The sequence below is a fragment of the Curtobacterium sp. ODYSSEY 48 V2 genome (assembly GCF_023712625.1).
GTDB lineage: Bacteria > Actinomycetota > Actinomycetes > Actinomycetales > Microbacteriaceae > Curtobacterium.
On the sequence record NZ_JAMAXX010000003.1, the window covers coordinates 417,154 to 431,678 of the forward strand.

General features: G+C 73.6%; 11 protein-coding genes and 1 tRNA gene. 9 read left to right on the forward strand and 3 right to left on the reverse strand.

Annotation, left to right across the window (positions count from 1 at the left end):
- Nucleotides 1-20: 20 nt before the first annotated feature.
- On the reverse strand, nucleotides 21-2,189 hold the full coding sequence (locus M3666_RS06970) for an ATP-dependent DNA helicase RecQ (RefSeq protein ID WP_251154842.1): 2,169 nt from the start codon (nucleotides 2,187-2,189) through the stop codon (nucleotides 21-23).
- A gap of 90 nt (nucleotides 2,190-2,279) precedes the next feature.
- Nucleotides 2,280-3,794: a hypothetical protein gene (locus tag M3666_RS06975; RefSeq protein ID WP_251154843.1), complete on the reverse strand. Its 1,515-nt coding sequence runs from the start codon at nucleotides 3,792-3,794 to the stop codon at nucleotides 2,280-2,282.
- Nucleotides 3,795-3,865: 71 nt separating this feature from the next.
- On the opposite strand from M3666_RS06975, the gene M3666_RS06980 reads away from it, so the two are divergent.
- From M3666_RS06980 to M3666_RS07010, 7 genes are all read left to right on the forward strand, one after another.
- Complete coding sequence (locus M3666_RS06980) at nucleotides 3,866-4,696, forward strand: endonuclease/exonuclease/phosphatase family protein (protein WP_251154844.1); 831 nt, start codon at nucleotides 3,866-3,868, stop codon at nucleotides 4,694-4,696.
- Nucleotides 4,693-5,292, forward strand: a complete 600-nt coding sequence (locus M3666_RS06985; protein WP_251154845.1) for a hypothetical protein — start codon at nucleotides 4,693-4,695, stop codon at nucleotides 5,290-5,292. Before M3666_RS06980 ends, M3666_RS06985 begins: the two co-directional genes overlap by 4 nt.
- A gap of 170 nt (nucleotides 5,293-5,462) precedes the next feature.
- Nucleotides 5,463-5,536, forward strand: a tRNA-Pro gene (locus M3666_RS06990).
- Nucleotides 5,537-5,658: 122 nt separating this feature from the next.
- The gene (locus M3666_RS06995) at nucleotides 5,659-6,639 is read left to right on the forward strand and encodes a GNAT family N-acetyltransferase (protein ID WP_251154846.1); all 981 of its coding nucleotides are present in this window, start codon (nucleotides 5,659-5,661) and stop codon (nucleotides 6,637-6,639) included.
- An 89-nt stretch (nucleotides 6,640-6,728) separates the two neighbouring features.
- The gene (locus tag M3666_RS07000; protein WP_251154847.1) at nucleotides 6,729-8,216 is read left to right on the forward strand and encodes a hypothetical protein; all 1,488 of its coding nucleotides are present in this window, start codon (nucleotides 6,729-6,731) and stop codon (nucleotides 8,214-8,216) included.
- 80 nt (nucleotides 8,217-8,296) lie between these two features.
- Complete coding sequence (locus M3666_RS07005; RefSeq protein ID WP_251154848.1) at nucleotides 8,297-8,935, forward strand: SRPBCC family protein; 639 nt, start codon at nucleotides 8,297-8,299, stop codon at nucleotides 8,933-8,935.
- A complete protein-coding gene (locus M3666_RS07010; protein ID WP_209686002.1) occupies nucleotides 8,932-9,603 on the forward strand; it encodes a DUF4166 domain-containing protein in 672 nt (223 codons plus the stop codon). Before M3666_RS07005 ends, M3666_RS07010 begins: the two co-directional genes overlap by 4 nt.
- Nucleotides 9,604-9,615: 12 nt before the next feature.
- Here the strand turns inward: M3666_RS07010 and M3666_RS07015 are convergent, their stop codons facing one another.
- Nucleotides 9,616-9,864, reverse strand: a complete 249-nt coding sequence (locus M3666_RS07015) for a hypothetical protein (protein ID WP_251154849.1) — start codon at nucleotides 9,862-9,864, stop codon at nucleotides 9,616-9,618.
- Between the two features lie 306 nt (nucleotides 9,865-10,170).
- Here M3666_RS07015 and M3666_RS07020 point away from each other — a divergent pair, with 306 nt between their 5' ends.
- Both M3666_RS07020 and M3666_RS07025 read left to right on the forward strand, forming a co-directional pair.
- A complete protein-coding gene (locus M3666_RS07020) occupies nucleotides 10,171-11,280 on the forward strand; it encodes an acyl-CoA desaturase (RefSeq protein WP_209685998.1) in 1,110 nt (369 codons plus the stop codon).
- A 132-nt stretch (nucleotides 11,281-11,412) separates the two neighbouring features.
- Nucleotides 11,413-14,196, forward strand: a complete 2,784-nt coding sequence (locus tag M3666_RS07025; RefSeq protein ID WP_251154850.1) for a non-ribosomal peptide synthetase — start codon at nucleotides 11,413-11,415, stop codon at nucleotides 14,194-14,196.
- The last annotated feature ends 329 nt before the right edge of the window (nucleotides 14,197-14,525 follow it).

Below are 14,525 nucleotides of genomic sequence, written 5' to 3' on the forward strand. Positions count from 1 at the left end.
TCGGCCGGACCCCGCCGGCGTCAGGCCACGGTCGCGAGCGCGAACGGCAGCACGGCCGACGCCCCCGCACGCCGGAGCGCCCGCCCGGCGACGGTGACCGTCCACCGGCTGTCCACCAGGTCGTCGACGAGCAGCACCGGCCCCTGGTGCGACGCCAACGCCGCAGCCAGCTCCGGGTCCACCACGAAGGTGTCCCACACCCCGGCCAGCCGGTAGACGCTGTTCGTCGCACCGTCTCCGCGGGGCTCCCCGCCGCTCCGTCCGAGGGTCCCGAGGAACTGCAGCCGCCCGATGGAGGACAGCGCCTGCGCCAACGACCCGACGAGCTCCGGCCGCGACCGCGACGACATCGCCACGACGCCGGTCGGCCGTTCGGCCCAGGGCCAGTCCTTGAGGGCGCGGATGCACCCGTCGACCAGCTCGCGGGACACGGGTCCGTCCGGAGTGGTGGCCGAGAACAGCGCCCGGAGCGGCCCGCCCCAGCCGAGATCGGTGAGCCGGGCGACGGCGCGGCCCGGTTCGACGAGCTCGCCGGCCGGGATCCTGCCCTTCACGGGCACGCCGAGCGAGGCCATGCCGGACGGCCACTGCGCGCGCGGCGCGATCTCGACGCCGACCCGGTCGAGCGCGGCAGCCGCACCGGAGGTGTCCGACTCCGAGATCGACGTCGGGTACCAGACACCGGCACAGTTGTCGCAGCGCCCGCAGGGCTCAGCGGACGGGTCGTCCAGGTCCTGCTGCAACAGCTGCATGCGGCACGCCGAGGTGGACTCGTACGCGAGCATCGACGCGGCCTCGGCCTCGCGGGCGGCGGCGACCCGCTCGTACCGGGCGGCGTCGTACTGCCACGGCTGCCCGGTCGAGACCCAGCCGCCGGCGACACGGTGCACGGCGCCGTCGACGTCGAGCACCTTCAGCAGGAGCTCGAGTGTCGATCGCTTGATGTCGACGAGGCCCTCGAGCGCAACGGTCGACATCGCCGTGTCGGTGGAGAGCGCGCCGAGGACGGCGGAGGCGCGGGCCTCGGTCGGCATCGACGCACTCGCGAAGTACTGCCAGATCTCGCGGTCCTCGCGTCCGGGCAGGAGCAGGACGTCGGCGTTGTCGGTCGCACGCCCGGCGCGGCCGATCTGCTGGTAGTAGGCGACGGGCGACGAGGGAGCGCCGACGTGCACGACGAACCCGAGGTCCGGCTTGTCGAAGCCCATCCCGAGCGCACTCGTCGCGACGAGCGCCTTGAGGTCGTTGCCCTTGAGCTGCTGCTCGAGCTGCTCGCGTTCCTCGGTGTCGGTCCGCCCGGTGTAGGCGCGGACGGCGTACCCGTTCTCGCGCAGGAGTCGGGCGATGTCCTCGGCCCCGGACACGGTCAGCGTGTAGATGATGCCGCTGCCGGGCAGGTCGCCGAGGTGCGCGAGCAGCCACCCGAGGCGCTGTCGGGCGTCCGGCAGCGTCAGGACGCCGAGCCGGAGCGACGCCCGCGCCAGGGAACCGCGGATCGTGAAGACGGGAGCGTCCGGGCCCGCGGTGAGCTGCTCCGCGACGTCCTCGACCACGCGCTCGTTCGCGGTCGCCGTCGTCGCGAGCACGGGGACACCCTGGGGGAGGGCGCGGATGAGCTCGGCGAGCCGGCGGTAGTCGGGGCGGAAGTCGTGTCCCCAGTCGGAGATGCAGTGCGCTTCGTCGACGACGAGCATGCCCATCCGGGCGATCAGCGTCGGCAGCTGCTCGTCGCGGAAGCGCGGGTTGTTGAGCCGTTCGGGGGAGACGAGGAGCACGTCGACCTCGTCACGCGCGAGGGCCGCCTGCGTGTCCGCCCACTCGTGCGCGTTCGCCGAGTTGATCGACACCGCGCGGACGCCGGCCCGCGCGGCCGCTGCGACCTGGTCGCGCATGAGGGCGAGCAGCGGCGAGACGAGCACGGTCGGGCCGCCGCCACGTCGCCGCAGCAGCAGGGTCGCGAGGAAGTACACGGCCGACTTGCCCCACCCGGTGCGCTGCACCACGAGGGCACGCTGCCGGTGTTCGACGAGCGCCGAGATGGCCTCGAGCTGCCCGGGGTGGAAGACCGCGTCCGGTCGCCCGGTCAGGGCGGCCAGGGCCTCCTGTGCCTCCGCAGCGATCTCGGCGGACGGCGGAGCCGCCGCAGGAGCAGGTGAGCCGACGGACGAACCGACACCGAGACCAGACATGACCCCATGCTGTCAGCACCCGCCGACGCACCGTGCCCCGACCCTCCAGGCTGTGGACACCACGACGGGACGCGACGAGACGCGACCCCGCTACTGGTACGTGATGAGCGACGGCGTCGGCTGCACGTCGGCCATCGTCTGCTGCGGTGACAGCATCGGCGTGTCCTCGTCGTAGAAGTTCTTCCAGCCCCAGTGCACGCCTTCCGGTGCGTCCTGGTGCAGCGCCTTCCAGGTCGCCTGCTTGTCGGGCTGCGAGCCCTGCCCGTCCACGTGGATGAGGACGTCGAGCTCCGGGTGCGACGCGAGCGACGACCGGTCCTGGATCATCGAGAGCCGGAACTGGTGCAGGACGAACGCCTTCGGCGGCAGGCCCTTCGACCGCACCAGGTCGGCGAGCCACGACGAGACCTCGTTCACCTCGGACGCCGAGACGCTGCCGATCTGCTGCAGGGGCACCTGGTCGGCGGTCAGTCGCCACTCCGGGTCGAGTGCGAGCCAGACGTTCGGCTTCGCGAGCAGCGACTCGTACCGCTTCGCCTGCGACAGGAAGTCGGACCGCCCCGGCTGCAGGTCGAGGATGACCGGCATCCCGGCGTCGCTCGCCGCGTCGACGTAGGGCTCCAGCGTCGACGCCGGCAGCTCGGTCGAGTAGTCGCCGTCCGCCCCGGCGTCCCCGGCGGCGACGGTCGCGATGACCTCCATCGCAGGCGTCACCGGCTCGTCGCCGAGCCCGTCGTACTCCTTCGCCGTCCCCTCGGCGCGGCGCACGGTCGCCGCCGGGTCCTGCTCGCCCAGCACCCCGAGCACCGGCGCGCCGGGAGCGCCGTACAGCGCCACGTAGCGGTGTCCGTCGAAGGGCCGCTGCCCGCCGTGCGGCAGCTGCCAACCGCTCTCCGCCGCCCGGACCGTCCACTGCGGGTCCGGCAGGTCGCCGAACGCCGAGCCGACCAGCACGGTCGGGTGCTCCGCGCGGTCGTGGAGGGCCGACACGACGTCCGGGGCGGCAGCCGGGTCGGTCACGCCGTCCGGCATCGCGACCACACGGGCGCCGGCAGCCTCCGCCGTGGCCACGGCTGCGGCCTCCGACCGGCGGTCGGACACGACCACGGTCGCCGGACGGGAGGCATCGCTCGCCTCGGGCACGTCGCCCCGCTCCGGCGCGTCCTGCTCCGGGACGTCGGTGTCGACCACCACGCTGCCCTCGGCCTGGTACCAGTCGGCCCCGAGCCGGCGGAGCTCGGCTGCCACCCGGTCACCGTCGCCACCCGCGTCGGCGGACGGTGTCGACGAGGGCGTGCCGCCGTCGGGCGTCAGCAGCAGTGGGACGTGCGCCGCACGCGCGGCGCTCGCCGCGTCGCGCACCGCGCCCGCGTCGGAGGCCGACGCCACGACCGCGCCGGGAGCCGACGCGAACAGTGCTCGGCTCGCGGCGACGGAGCGGGCCGACGGGTCCTGCTGGGCCACGACGTCCACCGAGTGGGCGGACGTCCGTGTCAGCTGCGCGACCGTCGGCGCGTCGTCGTGGGAGGTGCAACCGGCAGCGCCGAGCAGGAGCCCGGCGACCGACAGTGCGAGCAGGGTACGGGTGGGACGAGCGCAACGCATCCGAGCCACCCTACGAGGGACCGTCACGACACCCTGTGAGCGCAACAGGTGTCGTCTCGTAGACAGGGTGCATGCCATCCGCGCCGGACGACCACCCGACGATCGGGGCGGTGGTGGCCCCCGAGGTGCACTGCGCCACCCTCAACGTCAGACGTCGGGTGCCGCACGCGCCCGGTCACGCCGACGCGTGGGAAGGACGCCGCGACGCCGTCGTCGCGCTCGTCGCCAGCGAGCAACCGACGGTGCTGGCCGTCCAGGAGGCACTGCCCGCCCAGACCGCGGACCTCACGGCTCGTCTCGGCTCGCGATGGGAGCCCGTGGTCGTCGGTCGCGGTGCGCGCGGCGGTGGCGAGGCGGTCGGCCTGTTCCTCGACCGGGAGCGCCTCGACGTCGTCGAGCGGCGCACGTGGGCGCTGTCCCGGACGCCGTCGCGCCCGGGCTCACGGTCCTGGGCGACGGCCTTCCCGCGGCACGCCGTCGGTGCCGTCGTCGCGGACCGCACCACCGGGCAGGAGTTCACCGCGATCGCGACGCACCTCGACGTCGCCTCGTCCTGGGCACGGCTGCGCGGCGCGCAGCTGCTCGGGCGCATCGTCCGCGAGCGCGGACTGCCGGCCGTCGTGATGGCCGACTGGAACTGCCCGGCCGGATCGGCGCCCTGGCGAGCACTGGCCGAAGCGGGGGTCGTCGACAGCTGGGGGCGAGCCTCCCGGCAGGTGGGGGAGGCCTACGGGACGTACCCGCACTACCGGGAGCCGCGTGTCGGCGGCCGCCGGATCGACGGGGTGCTCGTGACCGAGGACGCCGTCGTCGACCGGGTCGCGGTGAACGTGCGCCGACCGGGCGGTGTCTGGCCGTCCGACCACGCGGCCGTGCACGCCGTCGTGCGGTGGGCCTCGTGATGCGCTCGCTCGGGCTGACCTTCCTGCGCCGGCGGTTCCTGCCGGCCGACGTGGTGCGGGTCCTGACGCTCCTCAGCATCCCCGTGGCCACGATCGGCTGGGGGAGCACGTCGTTCGCGGTGATGTCGCTCGCGTTGTTCGGGGTGGTCCTGCCGCGGATGCTCGGACTCCGGCCCGCGTTCGACCTGGCGGTCTGCGTGCTGGTGCTCGTCGCCGGGTGGTCGAGCGCGCTCGAGTGGTACACGTCGGTGTTCCTCTGGGACAAGCTGATCCACGTCGTCCTGACCGGACTGCTCGCGGCGCTGCTCGCGGTGATCGCCGCGGACCTCCGGCTCGTGCCGCACGCCCCGGACGCCGGACGCGTGACCGTGTCGCTCCTGGTGTTCACCCTCGGGCTCGCGATCGGGTCCGTGTGGGAGATGTGCGAGTGGCTCGGGCACAACTTCGTCGACTCGGCGATCTACGTCGGGTACGACGACACGATCGGCGACCTGGCCGCGGACGGGCTCGGCGGGCTGCTGGTCGGGCTCGCGCTGCCGTGGCTGGCGGCCGAGCGGGACGTGGTGCGGCAGCCAGCGCGCTCGCCGCGGGGCTGACGGCTCGGCCCGGCCTATCGCTCCTGTGGAGGTGGCGACGCGCCGTGGCACGAGCAGGGTCCCGCGTCCGCTATGCTTGACGGGCTGCTCGCGCTCCGGTCGGACGCGGGCGGTGGAACGCCGGAGACGGAGTTCCGAGCCTCTCGGGGCTCAGAGCTCGTGAGAGCTCACGGGCTGTGGCGCAGCTTGGTAGCGCACTTGACTGGGGGTCAAGGGGTCGCAGGTTCAAATCCTGTCAGCCCGACCGAAACCGATGAAGCCCCCGGCGAGACACGTTCTCGCCGGGGGCTTCTCCGCGTTCCGCACGGGGGAGCGGTGCCAGCCGCTCTTGCGCCGCCGCTGCTCGGCCTCCTAGCGTCGACCGGGATGGACGACGACGATCTGCTCACCGCCCTCGTGCCGTGGGCGCCGGAGCACCTGGCCCGCTGGAACGAGCACTGGCGATCGGACCTGCTGCGGACGGTCGGACCCGACCTCGCACTGGTGGGTGACACCTCGTGGGGAGCGGCGGTCCGCGACGCCGTCGGACTCGCCGTCCCGGACCCGCTCGACTGGGCGAACCGGGTCGTCGAGCTGCCCTCCGGCGGATGGGCCCTCACCGGGATCCGCTTCCGTGGCCGCGACGTGTCGAAGCCGTTCGTCGACGTGATCGCGACCAGCGTGCGCCCCGACGCAGCCGGTCTGGCGGAGCTCGGCTCCGTGCTCGAGGACGCCCGTGCCTTCTCACCGCTCTGCTTCCGCGTCCGACTCCCCGGAGACCTCCTGCGCGTCCGCGCTCTGACCGGACACGGGTCCTCGGTGGCACCCGACCAACTCGTGGTCGCGGGGCCGGTGTCGGTGATCGCCGGTCGTGAGCAGACGCCGGGAGCCTCCGCGGTCGAACTCGTCCCGACCACGCCCGAGGCTGCGGCGCCGAGGGTCGCCGCGATCTACGAGACCGTCCGTCGCGTCACGCCCGACCTGGACGAGTGGGCGGCGCCCGCCGACGAGGACGGGCTCGGCGACGCCGACGAACAGGGACTGCTGTTCGAGGTCGTGGTCGACGGACGGGCCGCCGGTGTCGTCGCCGCCGCTCGGGACGACGCGTACGGGTTCACCGGGTTCGTCGTCGAGGAGATCGCGCTCGACGACGACCACCGCGGACAGGGACTCGGGCCGGCGGTCCTCCGGGCCTTGGCACGGCGGCTCCCGGCGACGGAGGCCGACGTGCTCTGGGGACACGTCCACGCCGACAACACCCCCTCCTTGCGTGGCGCCCTCGCCAGCGGTCGGGCGGTCTGCGCCACGTTGGCCTGGGTGACGCCGGACGGCTGGCCCGGGATGCCGGGGTCGCGGCCCGTCAGGTGACCGAGGACCGACCCGGTTCGCTGGAGCCGCTGCTGACGCCGGACGGAGGGCGACAGGGCCGGCGCAGACCGCTGCGGTACGCTCCCGCCATGCTCTGGGGGAGACGACGCACGGGGTCCGCCGCGCTCTTGGCCGCCACGCTGACCGGGGTCCTGCTGCTCACCGGGTGCTCCGGCAACGTCAACGCGGGGAGTGCGGGTGCCGAGAAGGCCGAGCGCGAGCTGTCGGCAGTCGACGGTGTGCGGTCCGTGCGCGGTTCGGGCACGAACAACCTGCCGTTCGCCGGCGAAGCGTCCGTCACCGTGACCACCGAGGACGACCTGTCCGACGCCGACCTTCGACGCGTGACCCACGAGGTCGGACGCTGGATCCGCGATGCCTCCGGCCCGGGTACGACGTACCGCGGCTCGATGGAGGCCGACGGGTTCGGGTTCTTCCTGGAGGAACGCGCCTCCGAGAACGACCGACTGCTCGCCGTCGTCGATCGGCTCCGCGGCGACGACCGCTGGCTCGGTGGCGACGTCGACGCTCCGTCCGCCTCCGGCACCGGCGGAGGTCGCATCGCACTCACCGTCCGCGATGCCGATGACCTGGTGGCCGGCTGGGAGTCGGTGCGGCGGATCGCCACGTCGTCCGACTGGGACACGGCGTCGACGTCGGCGTCCTGGTCGTCGGCGCAGCAGGACGTCATCCGCTCCGACGACGTGCCGGACCTGCGGATCGCGAACGACATCGCCGGGACGGACGACACCGTCGGTGACCCGACGCCCGAGATCACCGCGTACGAGCGTGTGCGTGCCGCGCACGAGGTGACCCGCGCCTCCGTCACGCCGGGTCGTCTCCAGATGCACCTCGCGGACCTCGACGACGTCGGGGACGCGACGGCGCTCGCACAGCAGGCCGCACCGGACGCGCAGGTCATCGTGGACGGCGGCATCGTCACGAAGGACCAGCCCCGAGGCGACGACGACCTGCCCGACGCCGCCGACTACGCCGAGGCGGACCGGCTCGCTGCGATCGCGGCGCGGCCGGGGGTCGCTGCCGTCGAGCTCACGCCGTCCTGGGTGCGGGTCAGGGTCGACGACCCGGACGAGGTCCTCGCGACGGCGACGGCGCTCGCCGCCGCTGCTCCGGCCGATCCGGTGGAGTCGATCCGCGTCGGTCCGCAGGCCGATCCCGCTGACGGCAACGACGACGCTGCTGACCGGGACGCTGCGGACGACACGGACCGTCTGTCCGTGAGCGGCTCCCCGGCGATGTTGGGCCGGTCGATCGACGTCGGCACGGAGCTGCGGGGCTTCCTCCCGGCGTCGTCGGAGCAGTTCGACACGAACCAGTCGGTCGCGGCCACGCTGTCCGACGCAGGTCAGGTGCCGGCGTTCGTCGCTGCCCTGCGACCGGTGCTGCCGGACGGCACCGGGCTGCACGTGAGCCTCGTCGACCGCGGCACCGACAGCACGACGGAGTTGACGCTCCGCGACGGGGAGCTGACGGCCGAACCGCTCCGTGACGGGGAAGAGCGGGGATCGGACCGCACCGACCTGGAACGCGCGCTGCGGGACGCCTGGAACGGCTGATACACGACCGACGGCACCGCCGCGACGACCCGTCCCCGGCGTGACGCCGGTCTCCGCCGCGCAGGCGCTACTGTCAGCACGTGGGGACCAGGGGCATCTACGTCGAGACCGTCATCGATGCGGACCTCGACCGCGTGTGGGCCGCGACGCAGGACCCCGAGCAGCACGTGCGCTGGGACGTCCGGTTCTCGGAGATCGTGCCCGAGGGCGCGGAGGACGGGGCACCGACGCACTTCCGCTACGTCCGACGCTCGCCGCTGCACGACGTGCACGGCACCGGTGTGAGCATCGGGGAACGCCGCCGCCCGGACGGTTCGCGCACGTCGGCGCTGCGCTTCGGGACCGCCGACCGCCTCTCGCCGATCCGCGCGGGCCGGGGCTACTGGCGCTACGTCCCGACCGACGACGGGCGCACGCGGTTCGTCACCGGCTACGACTACGACGGCGGATGGGGGCCGCTGGACCTGGTCGTCCGGCCGCTCCTCGGCTGGGCGACCGCGTGGAGCTTCGACCGCCTCCGGATCTGGCTCGAGGGCGGATCCGCACCGGAGGCGTGGCCGCTCACCTCGGTCCTGCAGCCCTGGCGCCGGGACCGGCCACGAGCCTCCAGGACGCTGCGGGCACCCGCAGGCAGCGCCCGACGCACCGACCACCTGCACGATGCGCCGGCGACGCTGGCGACGCTGGCGACGCTGCCCGACCCGAGGGACGACCGATGACGTCCGTGTTCGAGGAGGCGCTCGGTGCCGACTTCCAGCGACTCCACCCGATGATGCGACGACGCTTCGGAGTCGGCCTCGACGCCGGCGAGGCCTGCACCGGACGTGGCGTCATGTCGTCGATCCGACGCGGCCCGTGGTGGACCGTCCCCTTCCTGCAGATCGGACGGCTCCGGAACATCCTGGTCCCCGACGTCGGGGAGGACGTGCCGTTCACGATCGAGAACCACCCGTACCGCGACGAGCTCGGCCGCGAGACGGTGACGTTCGTGCGGACGTACGAGACCAAGCCCGGTCGCACGGCGCGCTTCGACGCGACGATGGTGCTCGTCGACGGCAGGGTGCTCGACTACCTCGGCACGCACCAGCACCTGGCGGTCGACCTCGACCTGGCGGTGGACGAGCGGGGCGGGCTCGTGCTGACGTCCGACGCGCAGCGGTTCCACGAGGGGCCGGTCTCGTTCCGGTTCCCGATGCTCCTGAGCGGTCGCGCCACCCTGCACGAGTGGTGGTCGGAGGACGACCAGGCGTTCCACGTCGACCTCGAGGTGCACAACCGCGTGTTCGGCTTCCTGTTCGGGTACCGCGGGACGTTCACGTGCGAGTGGACCCCCGCCACCGACGCACCGGACCGGTTGAAGCCGGTCCGCACCGAAGCGCGGACCTGAGACCGCCGGGCGTCAGTCCGTCGCCGCTCGCCCGGAACGGACGGCCCGCACGACCTGGACGACCGCGATCGCGACGACCACGACGGCGACCGCACCGACGGCCCACGACCCGGTGACCCCGAGCACGGGTCCGCTCGTGCACCGGCTCGTGCCCGCACCCGGCGCTGCATCGGCGCACGAGCTCACCCGCGTGACGGCGAGGAGCAGTGCCGGCACGGCCGTGACGAGTGCCAGCACGACCCACGCGATCGCTCGGTCCACAGCGTGCTCCGTCCGCTCTCGTGGTCAGGTGCGACCAGGCTCGCACGCACCGGGGTGACGGGCCGTCTCGATCCCGCAACGATGGTCGCCGAGCGTGGGCGCCCGGCGGACCGCAACCGGGCGCCGGACGGGAGGCGCGTGGCGGCGTCGTCCCGCGCCTCCCGTCCGCCACGGGTTGCGTTTCCCGGACGTGCGCGCGCCGTCCAGGCGTTCTCCCGGTTCCGTGACCTACTGTCGCCGGAAGCGCGGATGCGTGAACTCTCCGGATCGGTCGAAGGATCGCTCACCACAGAAGGTCGGTCCTCGATGACGACCACCCCGCTCGCCCCCGGTTACACCCGGACCCGACCCGGTCCGGGCAGCCGCAACGGTACGTCCACCTACTCCGCGCTCCTGGCGCAGGTGAAGGAGAACGGCCTGCTCCGTCGGCGCACCGGTTTCTACTGGTCCCTGTTCGGCAGCCTGGTCGCGGGTCTCGCGCTGGCCTGGGTGGCGTTCGCGTTCCTCGGTGACTCGTGGTTCCAGCTGATCGTCGCGGGAGCGCTCGGGGTCATCTTCACGCAGTTCGCGTTCCTGTCGCACGAGGCCGCGCACCGTCAGGTGTTCGCGTCGCAGAAGTGGAACGACCACGCGGGCCGGTGGCTCGGCACGTTCATGGTCGGTCTGAGCTACTCGTGGTGGATGAACAAGCACACCCGCCACCACGGCAACCCGAACACCGTCGGGAAGGACCCCGACATCGCGCCCGACGGCATCCGCTTCCTGCCCGAGGACGCCGCCGCGGCGAAGGGCCCGCTGATGCGGACCTTCCTGCGCTTCCAGGGCTGGCTGTTCTTCCCGCTGCTCACGCTCGAGGGTCTCAACCTGCACCGCTACGCCGTGACATCGATCGTGACGGGCTCCGGGACGAAGGCCGACGCACGGCACCGGTGGCTCGAGGGCAGCATGCTCGTCGCCCGGTTCGGCATCTACCTGACGGTCGTGTTCTGGTTCCTGCCGTTCGGCATGGCGTGCGCGTTCCTCGGTGTGCAGCTCGCCGTGTTCGGCGTGATGATGGGCGCCTCGTTCGCCCCGAACCACAAGGGCATGCCGACCATCGCGCACGGCGCCAAGGTCGACTTCTTCTCCCGACAGGTCCGGACCTCGCGGAACATCCGCGGTGGCTGGTGGGTGTCGTTCCTGATGGGTGGCCTGAACTACCAGGTCGAGCACCACCTGTTCCCGTCGATGCCGCGACCGGCGCTGAAGCAGGCCCGCCTGCTGGTCCGCGACCACTGCGAGACGCTCGACGTGCCGTACACCGAGACGACGCTGCTGCGGTCGTACGGCATCGTCGTCCGCTACCTGAACCGGGTCGGTCTCGCCGCACGCGACCCATTCGCCTGCCCGATGGTCGCCGAGCTCCGCATCCACTGACGCGGTCCTCCGCGCCGGCGGGCTGCGGGACCTCGCAGGTCTGCGCGGGTTGCCGCACAGCCCCCACTGCGGAGCGCACCCCCGGGGTACCGTCGGGCGACCACAGTCCGCGCGCACGGTGAAGGGGGCCTCGTGACCACGGCGACCGACACGACGGCGACGACCGACAGGACGACGACGCGGCAGCCGACGGCGGACCCCGGAGCGGCAGCGCCGCACGCGGGGACGGAGCCGTCCGTCCTCGACGGTCTGGCCCTCGTCGCCGACCGCGACCCGCACGCCCTCGCCCTGGTCGACGAGCACGGCGAGACCACCCACGGTGCCCTCGACCGCACCGCCCGCGCCCTCGGCCTGCTCCTGGACGCACAGCTCACCCCCGACGACCACACCGGCCGCGGGGTCGACGTCGAGCAGGGCCGTGCACCCGTCCCCGTCGGCGCGATGGTCGCGCACGGTGCCGGGTCGGTCGTCGCCCTCCTCGGACTCCTGCACGCGGGCCGTGTCGTCGTCGCGCTCGACCCGTCCCTCCCCGGGGCCCGGCTGCAGCACGTGGTGGCGCTCGCCGGTATCGTCGACGTCCTCGCGGACGCGGAGCACGCCGACCGCGCCGCGGCCCTCGTCCCCGAGCCGGGCCGGGTGCTGTCCCTCGAGGACCTGCTCGGAGACGCCCGGACCGCCGCCGCGACCGAGGGCGACCTCGCCGTCGTCCCGGGAGCCCGGGAACGCGGTGGTCGCGACCCGGCGGTCGTCGTCTTCACGTCGGGGTCGACCGGGGTGCCGAAGGGCGTCACGATGACCCACCGGCAGCTCGTCGTCGACAGCGTCGCCCAACGGGAGGCCTTCCGGCTCGTCCCGACGGACCGCGTGGCCTCGGTGCTCCCGCACGGGTTCGCCGCCGGGCTGACGCTCGTGCTGTCGGCCCTGCACGCCGGTGCCTCCCTGCACGTCGCCGATCCGCGTCGCACCGGCGTCGACCGCCTCGTCACCTGGGTCCGCGACGCACGCCTGACGACACTGCACACCACCCCGCACCTGCTGCGGTCGATCACCGGCGCCCTCGACCCCTCCGACGACCGGTTGCGTGCGCTCCGCGTCGTCGCCACCCTCGGCGAGGCGGTGACGGGCACGGACGTCACGGCGCTGCGGCCGCTGCTCGGCCCCGGCGCGTCGTTCTGCAACCAGACCGGGTCGAGCGAGACCGCCGTGTACGCCGTGCACGAGATCCGCGCGGGGGACCCGGTGCCCGAGCGCAGCGTGCCCGCCGGCAGGATCGTCACGGGCAAGCGCATCGAGGTCCGCCGACCCGACGGCTCCGTGGCCGACGTCGGCGAGAGCGGTGCGGTCGTCTGCGTCTCCGACGCCATGACGAGCGGGTACTGGGGCGCGCCGGACGCGACCGCAGACCGGGCGGGCACCGCCGCGGACGGCACGCCGACGTGGACGGTCGGTGACCTCGGACGCTTCGACGACCAGGGCCGGCTCACGCTGCTCGGCCGCGCCGACGACGCGGCGAAGGTGCGCGGGCACCTGGTCGAGCCGAGCGAGGTCGAGGCGGCGCTCCGCACCGTCGACGCGGTGCAGGAAGCGGCGGTCGTCGCGGTGCAGGCCCCACCCGCGCCGACCCGGCTCGTCGCCTACGTCGTGAGCCGCCCGGGTCGCCGCTCGCCGTCACCGGCCGCGATCCGCAGGGCCCTCCGCGACCTGCTGCCCGACCACATGGTGCCGACCACGATCGTCCCGGTGACGACGCTGCCCCGGAACGAGCGCGGCAAGGTCGACCGGACCCGCCTGCCCGATGCACCCGCGCTCAGCACCACGGTGTGCGAGGACGGCGCGGCGTTCGGCGAGGACACCTACGACCAGTGGCAGCTCGCGGTCGGGCAGATCTGGGCCGAGGTGCTCGGGCTGCCCGCCGTCGGGCCGCTCGAGCTGCCGGCGGTCGGGCTCGACAACGACTTCTCCGCACTCGGTGGCGACTCGCTCTCGGCGGAGGAGATGCTCGCCGCCGTCTCCGACCGGCTCGGCGTGGACGTCCCCTCGTCGGAACTCCTCCGGCACCCGACGCTGCGCAGCTTCACCGCGCGGATCCGCCTCGGTGCCGCCGCGGTCCCCGGTCACCCGGACGTCGTGACGCTGACGGCGTGTGCACCGGGCGACGCCGACCCCCTGTTCTGCGTCGCGGGTGCCGGAGCCCTGGCACTGACGTTCGTCCCGCTCGCCCGGCACCTGGGTGACCGTCCGGTGTTCGCCTTCCAGCAGCACGGTCTGGAGCGGCGCTCGGTGCCGGACTGGAGCATCCCGGCCATGGCCCGCCGCTACATCGAGCTCCTGCGGGTCGTACAGCCCTCCGGCCCGTACACCCTCGTCGGGCACTCGTTCGGTGGCCTCGTCGCCCTGGAGATGGCCTCGGTGCTCGCCGGTGCCGGTCACGAGGTCGCCCGGGTCGTCCTGCTCGACACCCACCTGCCCGAGCAGGCCTCCGAGCGGGCCGACACCGTTGAGTTCGGGCAGCTCGACCTCGGCCGGCCGGCAGCGCGTCCGGTGCCCGGCGTGCTCCGGCGGCTCGCCGTGCGCACGAGTGCGCTCCGCAGTCGCTCCGCCACCCCGTTCGCGCGCATCGGCCGCCGGGCTCGGGGCGTCGGCGCCGGGGTGGTCCGCTGGCAGGGCCAGCGCCACTTCCGGGCCTTCTTCGACCAGGCGCTCCTCGTGTCCCGCCGGTGGGAGCCGCGCCCGTACGCGGGCCCCGTCACGCTCGTCGTCGCCGACGGCAACGACTCGGGTCCGGCCCGGTGGGCCCGGTACCTCCGGGGACCGGTGGACGCGGTGCGCGTGCACGCCGAGCACAGCTCGGTGCTGCGGGAACCACACGTCGCCGAGGTGGCGGCGCTCGTCGCCCGGCAGAGCGGGACGCCCTGAGCGAGCGCGGACGGACGGACGGGAGGCGCGGCACCCGACCGGTGTCGCGCCTCCCGTCCGTCGTCGACGTGCGTCTTCCGACCGGAGCGCACCGCCACTGTCCGGTTGCGCACCACAACGCCCGCTCCGGTGGCACATCGGGGTACAGGAACGGCCCTCGAAGTCCGTTTCCTGGGGAAATGCCCGACACGGAACGGGGGACGTGACGAATCTCGGTGTCAGCCCGTCTCATCCGTGAACAGCAACCGCTGGGAACGAGTCCCGGCGGGTCCTCGAAGGGAGACACCAATGGCTGACACCACCACCACCTCGACCACTCCGGCGACCGC

Bases quoted from the DNA above. Each gene is read 5' to 3' on its own strand.
- M3666_RS06970 (WP_251154842.1), bottom strand. From the start codon at position 2,189: ATGTCTGGTCTCGGTGTCGGTTCGTCCGTCGGCTCACCTGCTCCTGCG.
- M3666_RS06995 (WP_251154846.1), top strand. From the start codon at position 5,659: ATGGACGACGACGATCTGCTCACCGCCCTCGTGCCGTGGGCGCCGGAG.
- M3666_RS07010 (WP_209686002.1), top strand. From the start codon at position 8,932: ATGACGTCCGTGTTCGAGGAGGCGCTCGGTGCCGACTTCCAGCGACTC.
- M3666_RS06980 (WP_251154844.1), top strand. From the start codon at position 3,866: ATGCCATCCGCGCCGGACGACCACCCGACGATCGGGGCGGTGGTGGCC.
- M3666_RS07020 (WP_209685998.1), top strand. From the start codon at position 10,171: ATGACGACCACCCCGCTCGCCCCCGGTTACACCCGGACCCGACCCGGT.
- M3666_RS07000 (WP_251154847.1), top strand. From the start codon at position 6,729: ATGCTCTGGGGGAGACGACGCACGGGGTCCGCCGCGCTCTTGGCCGCC.
- M3666_RS06975 (WP_251154843.1), bottom strand. From the start codon at position 3,794: ATGCGTTGCGCTCGTCCCACCCGTACCCTGCTCGCACTGTCGGTCGCC.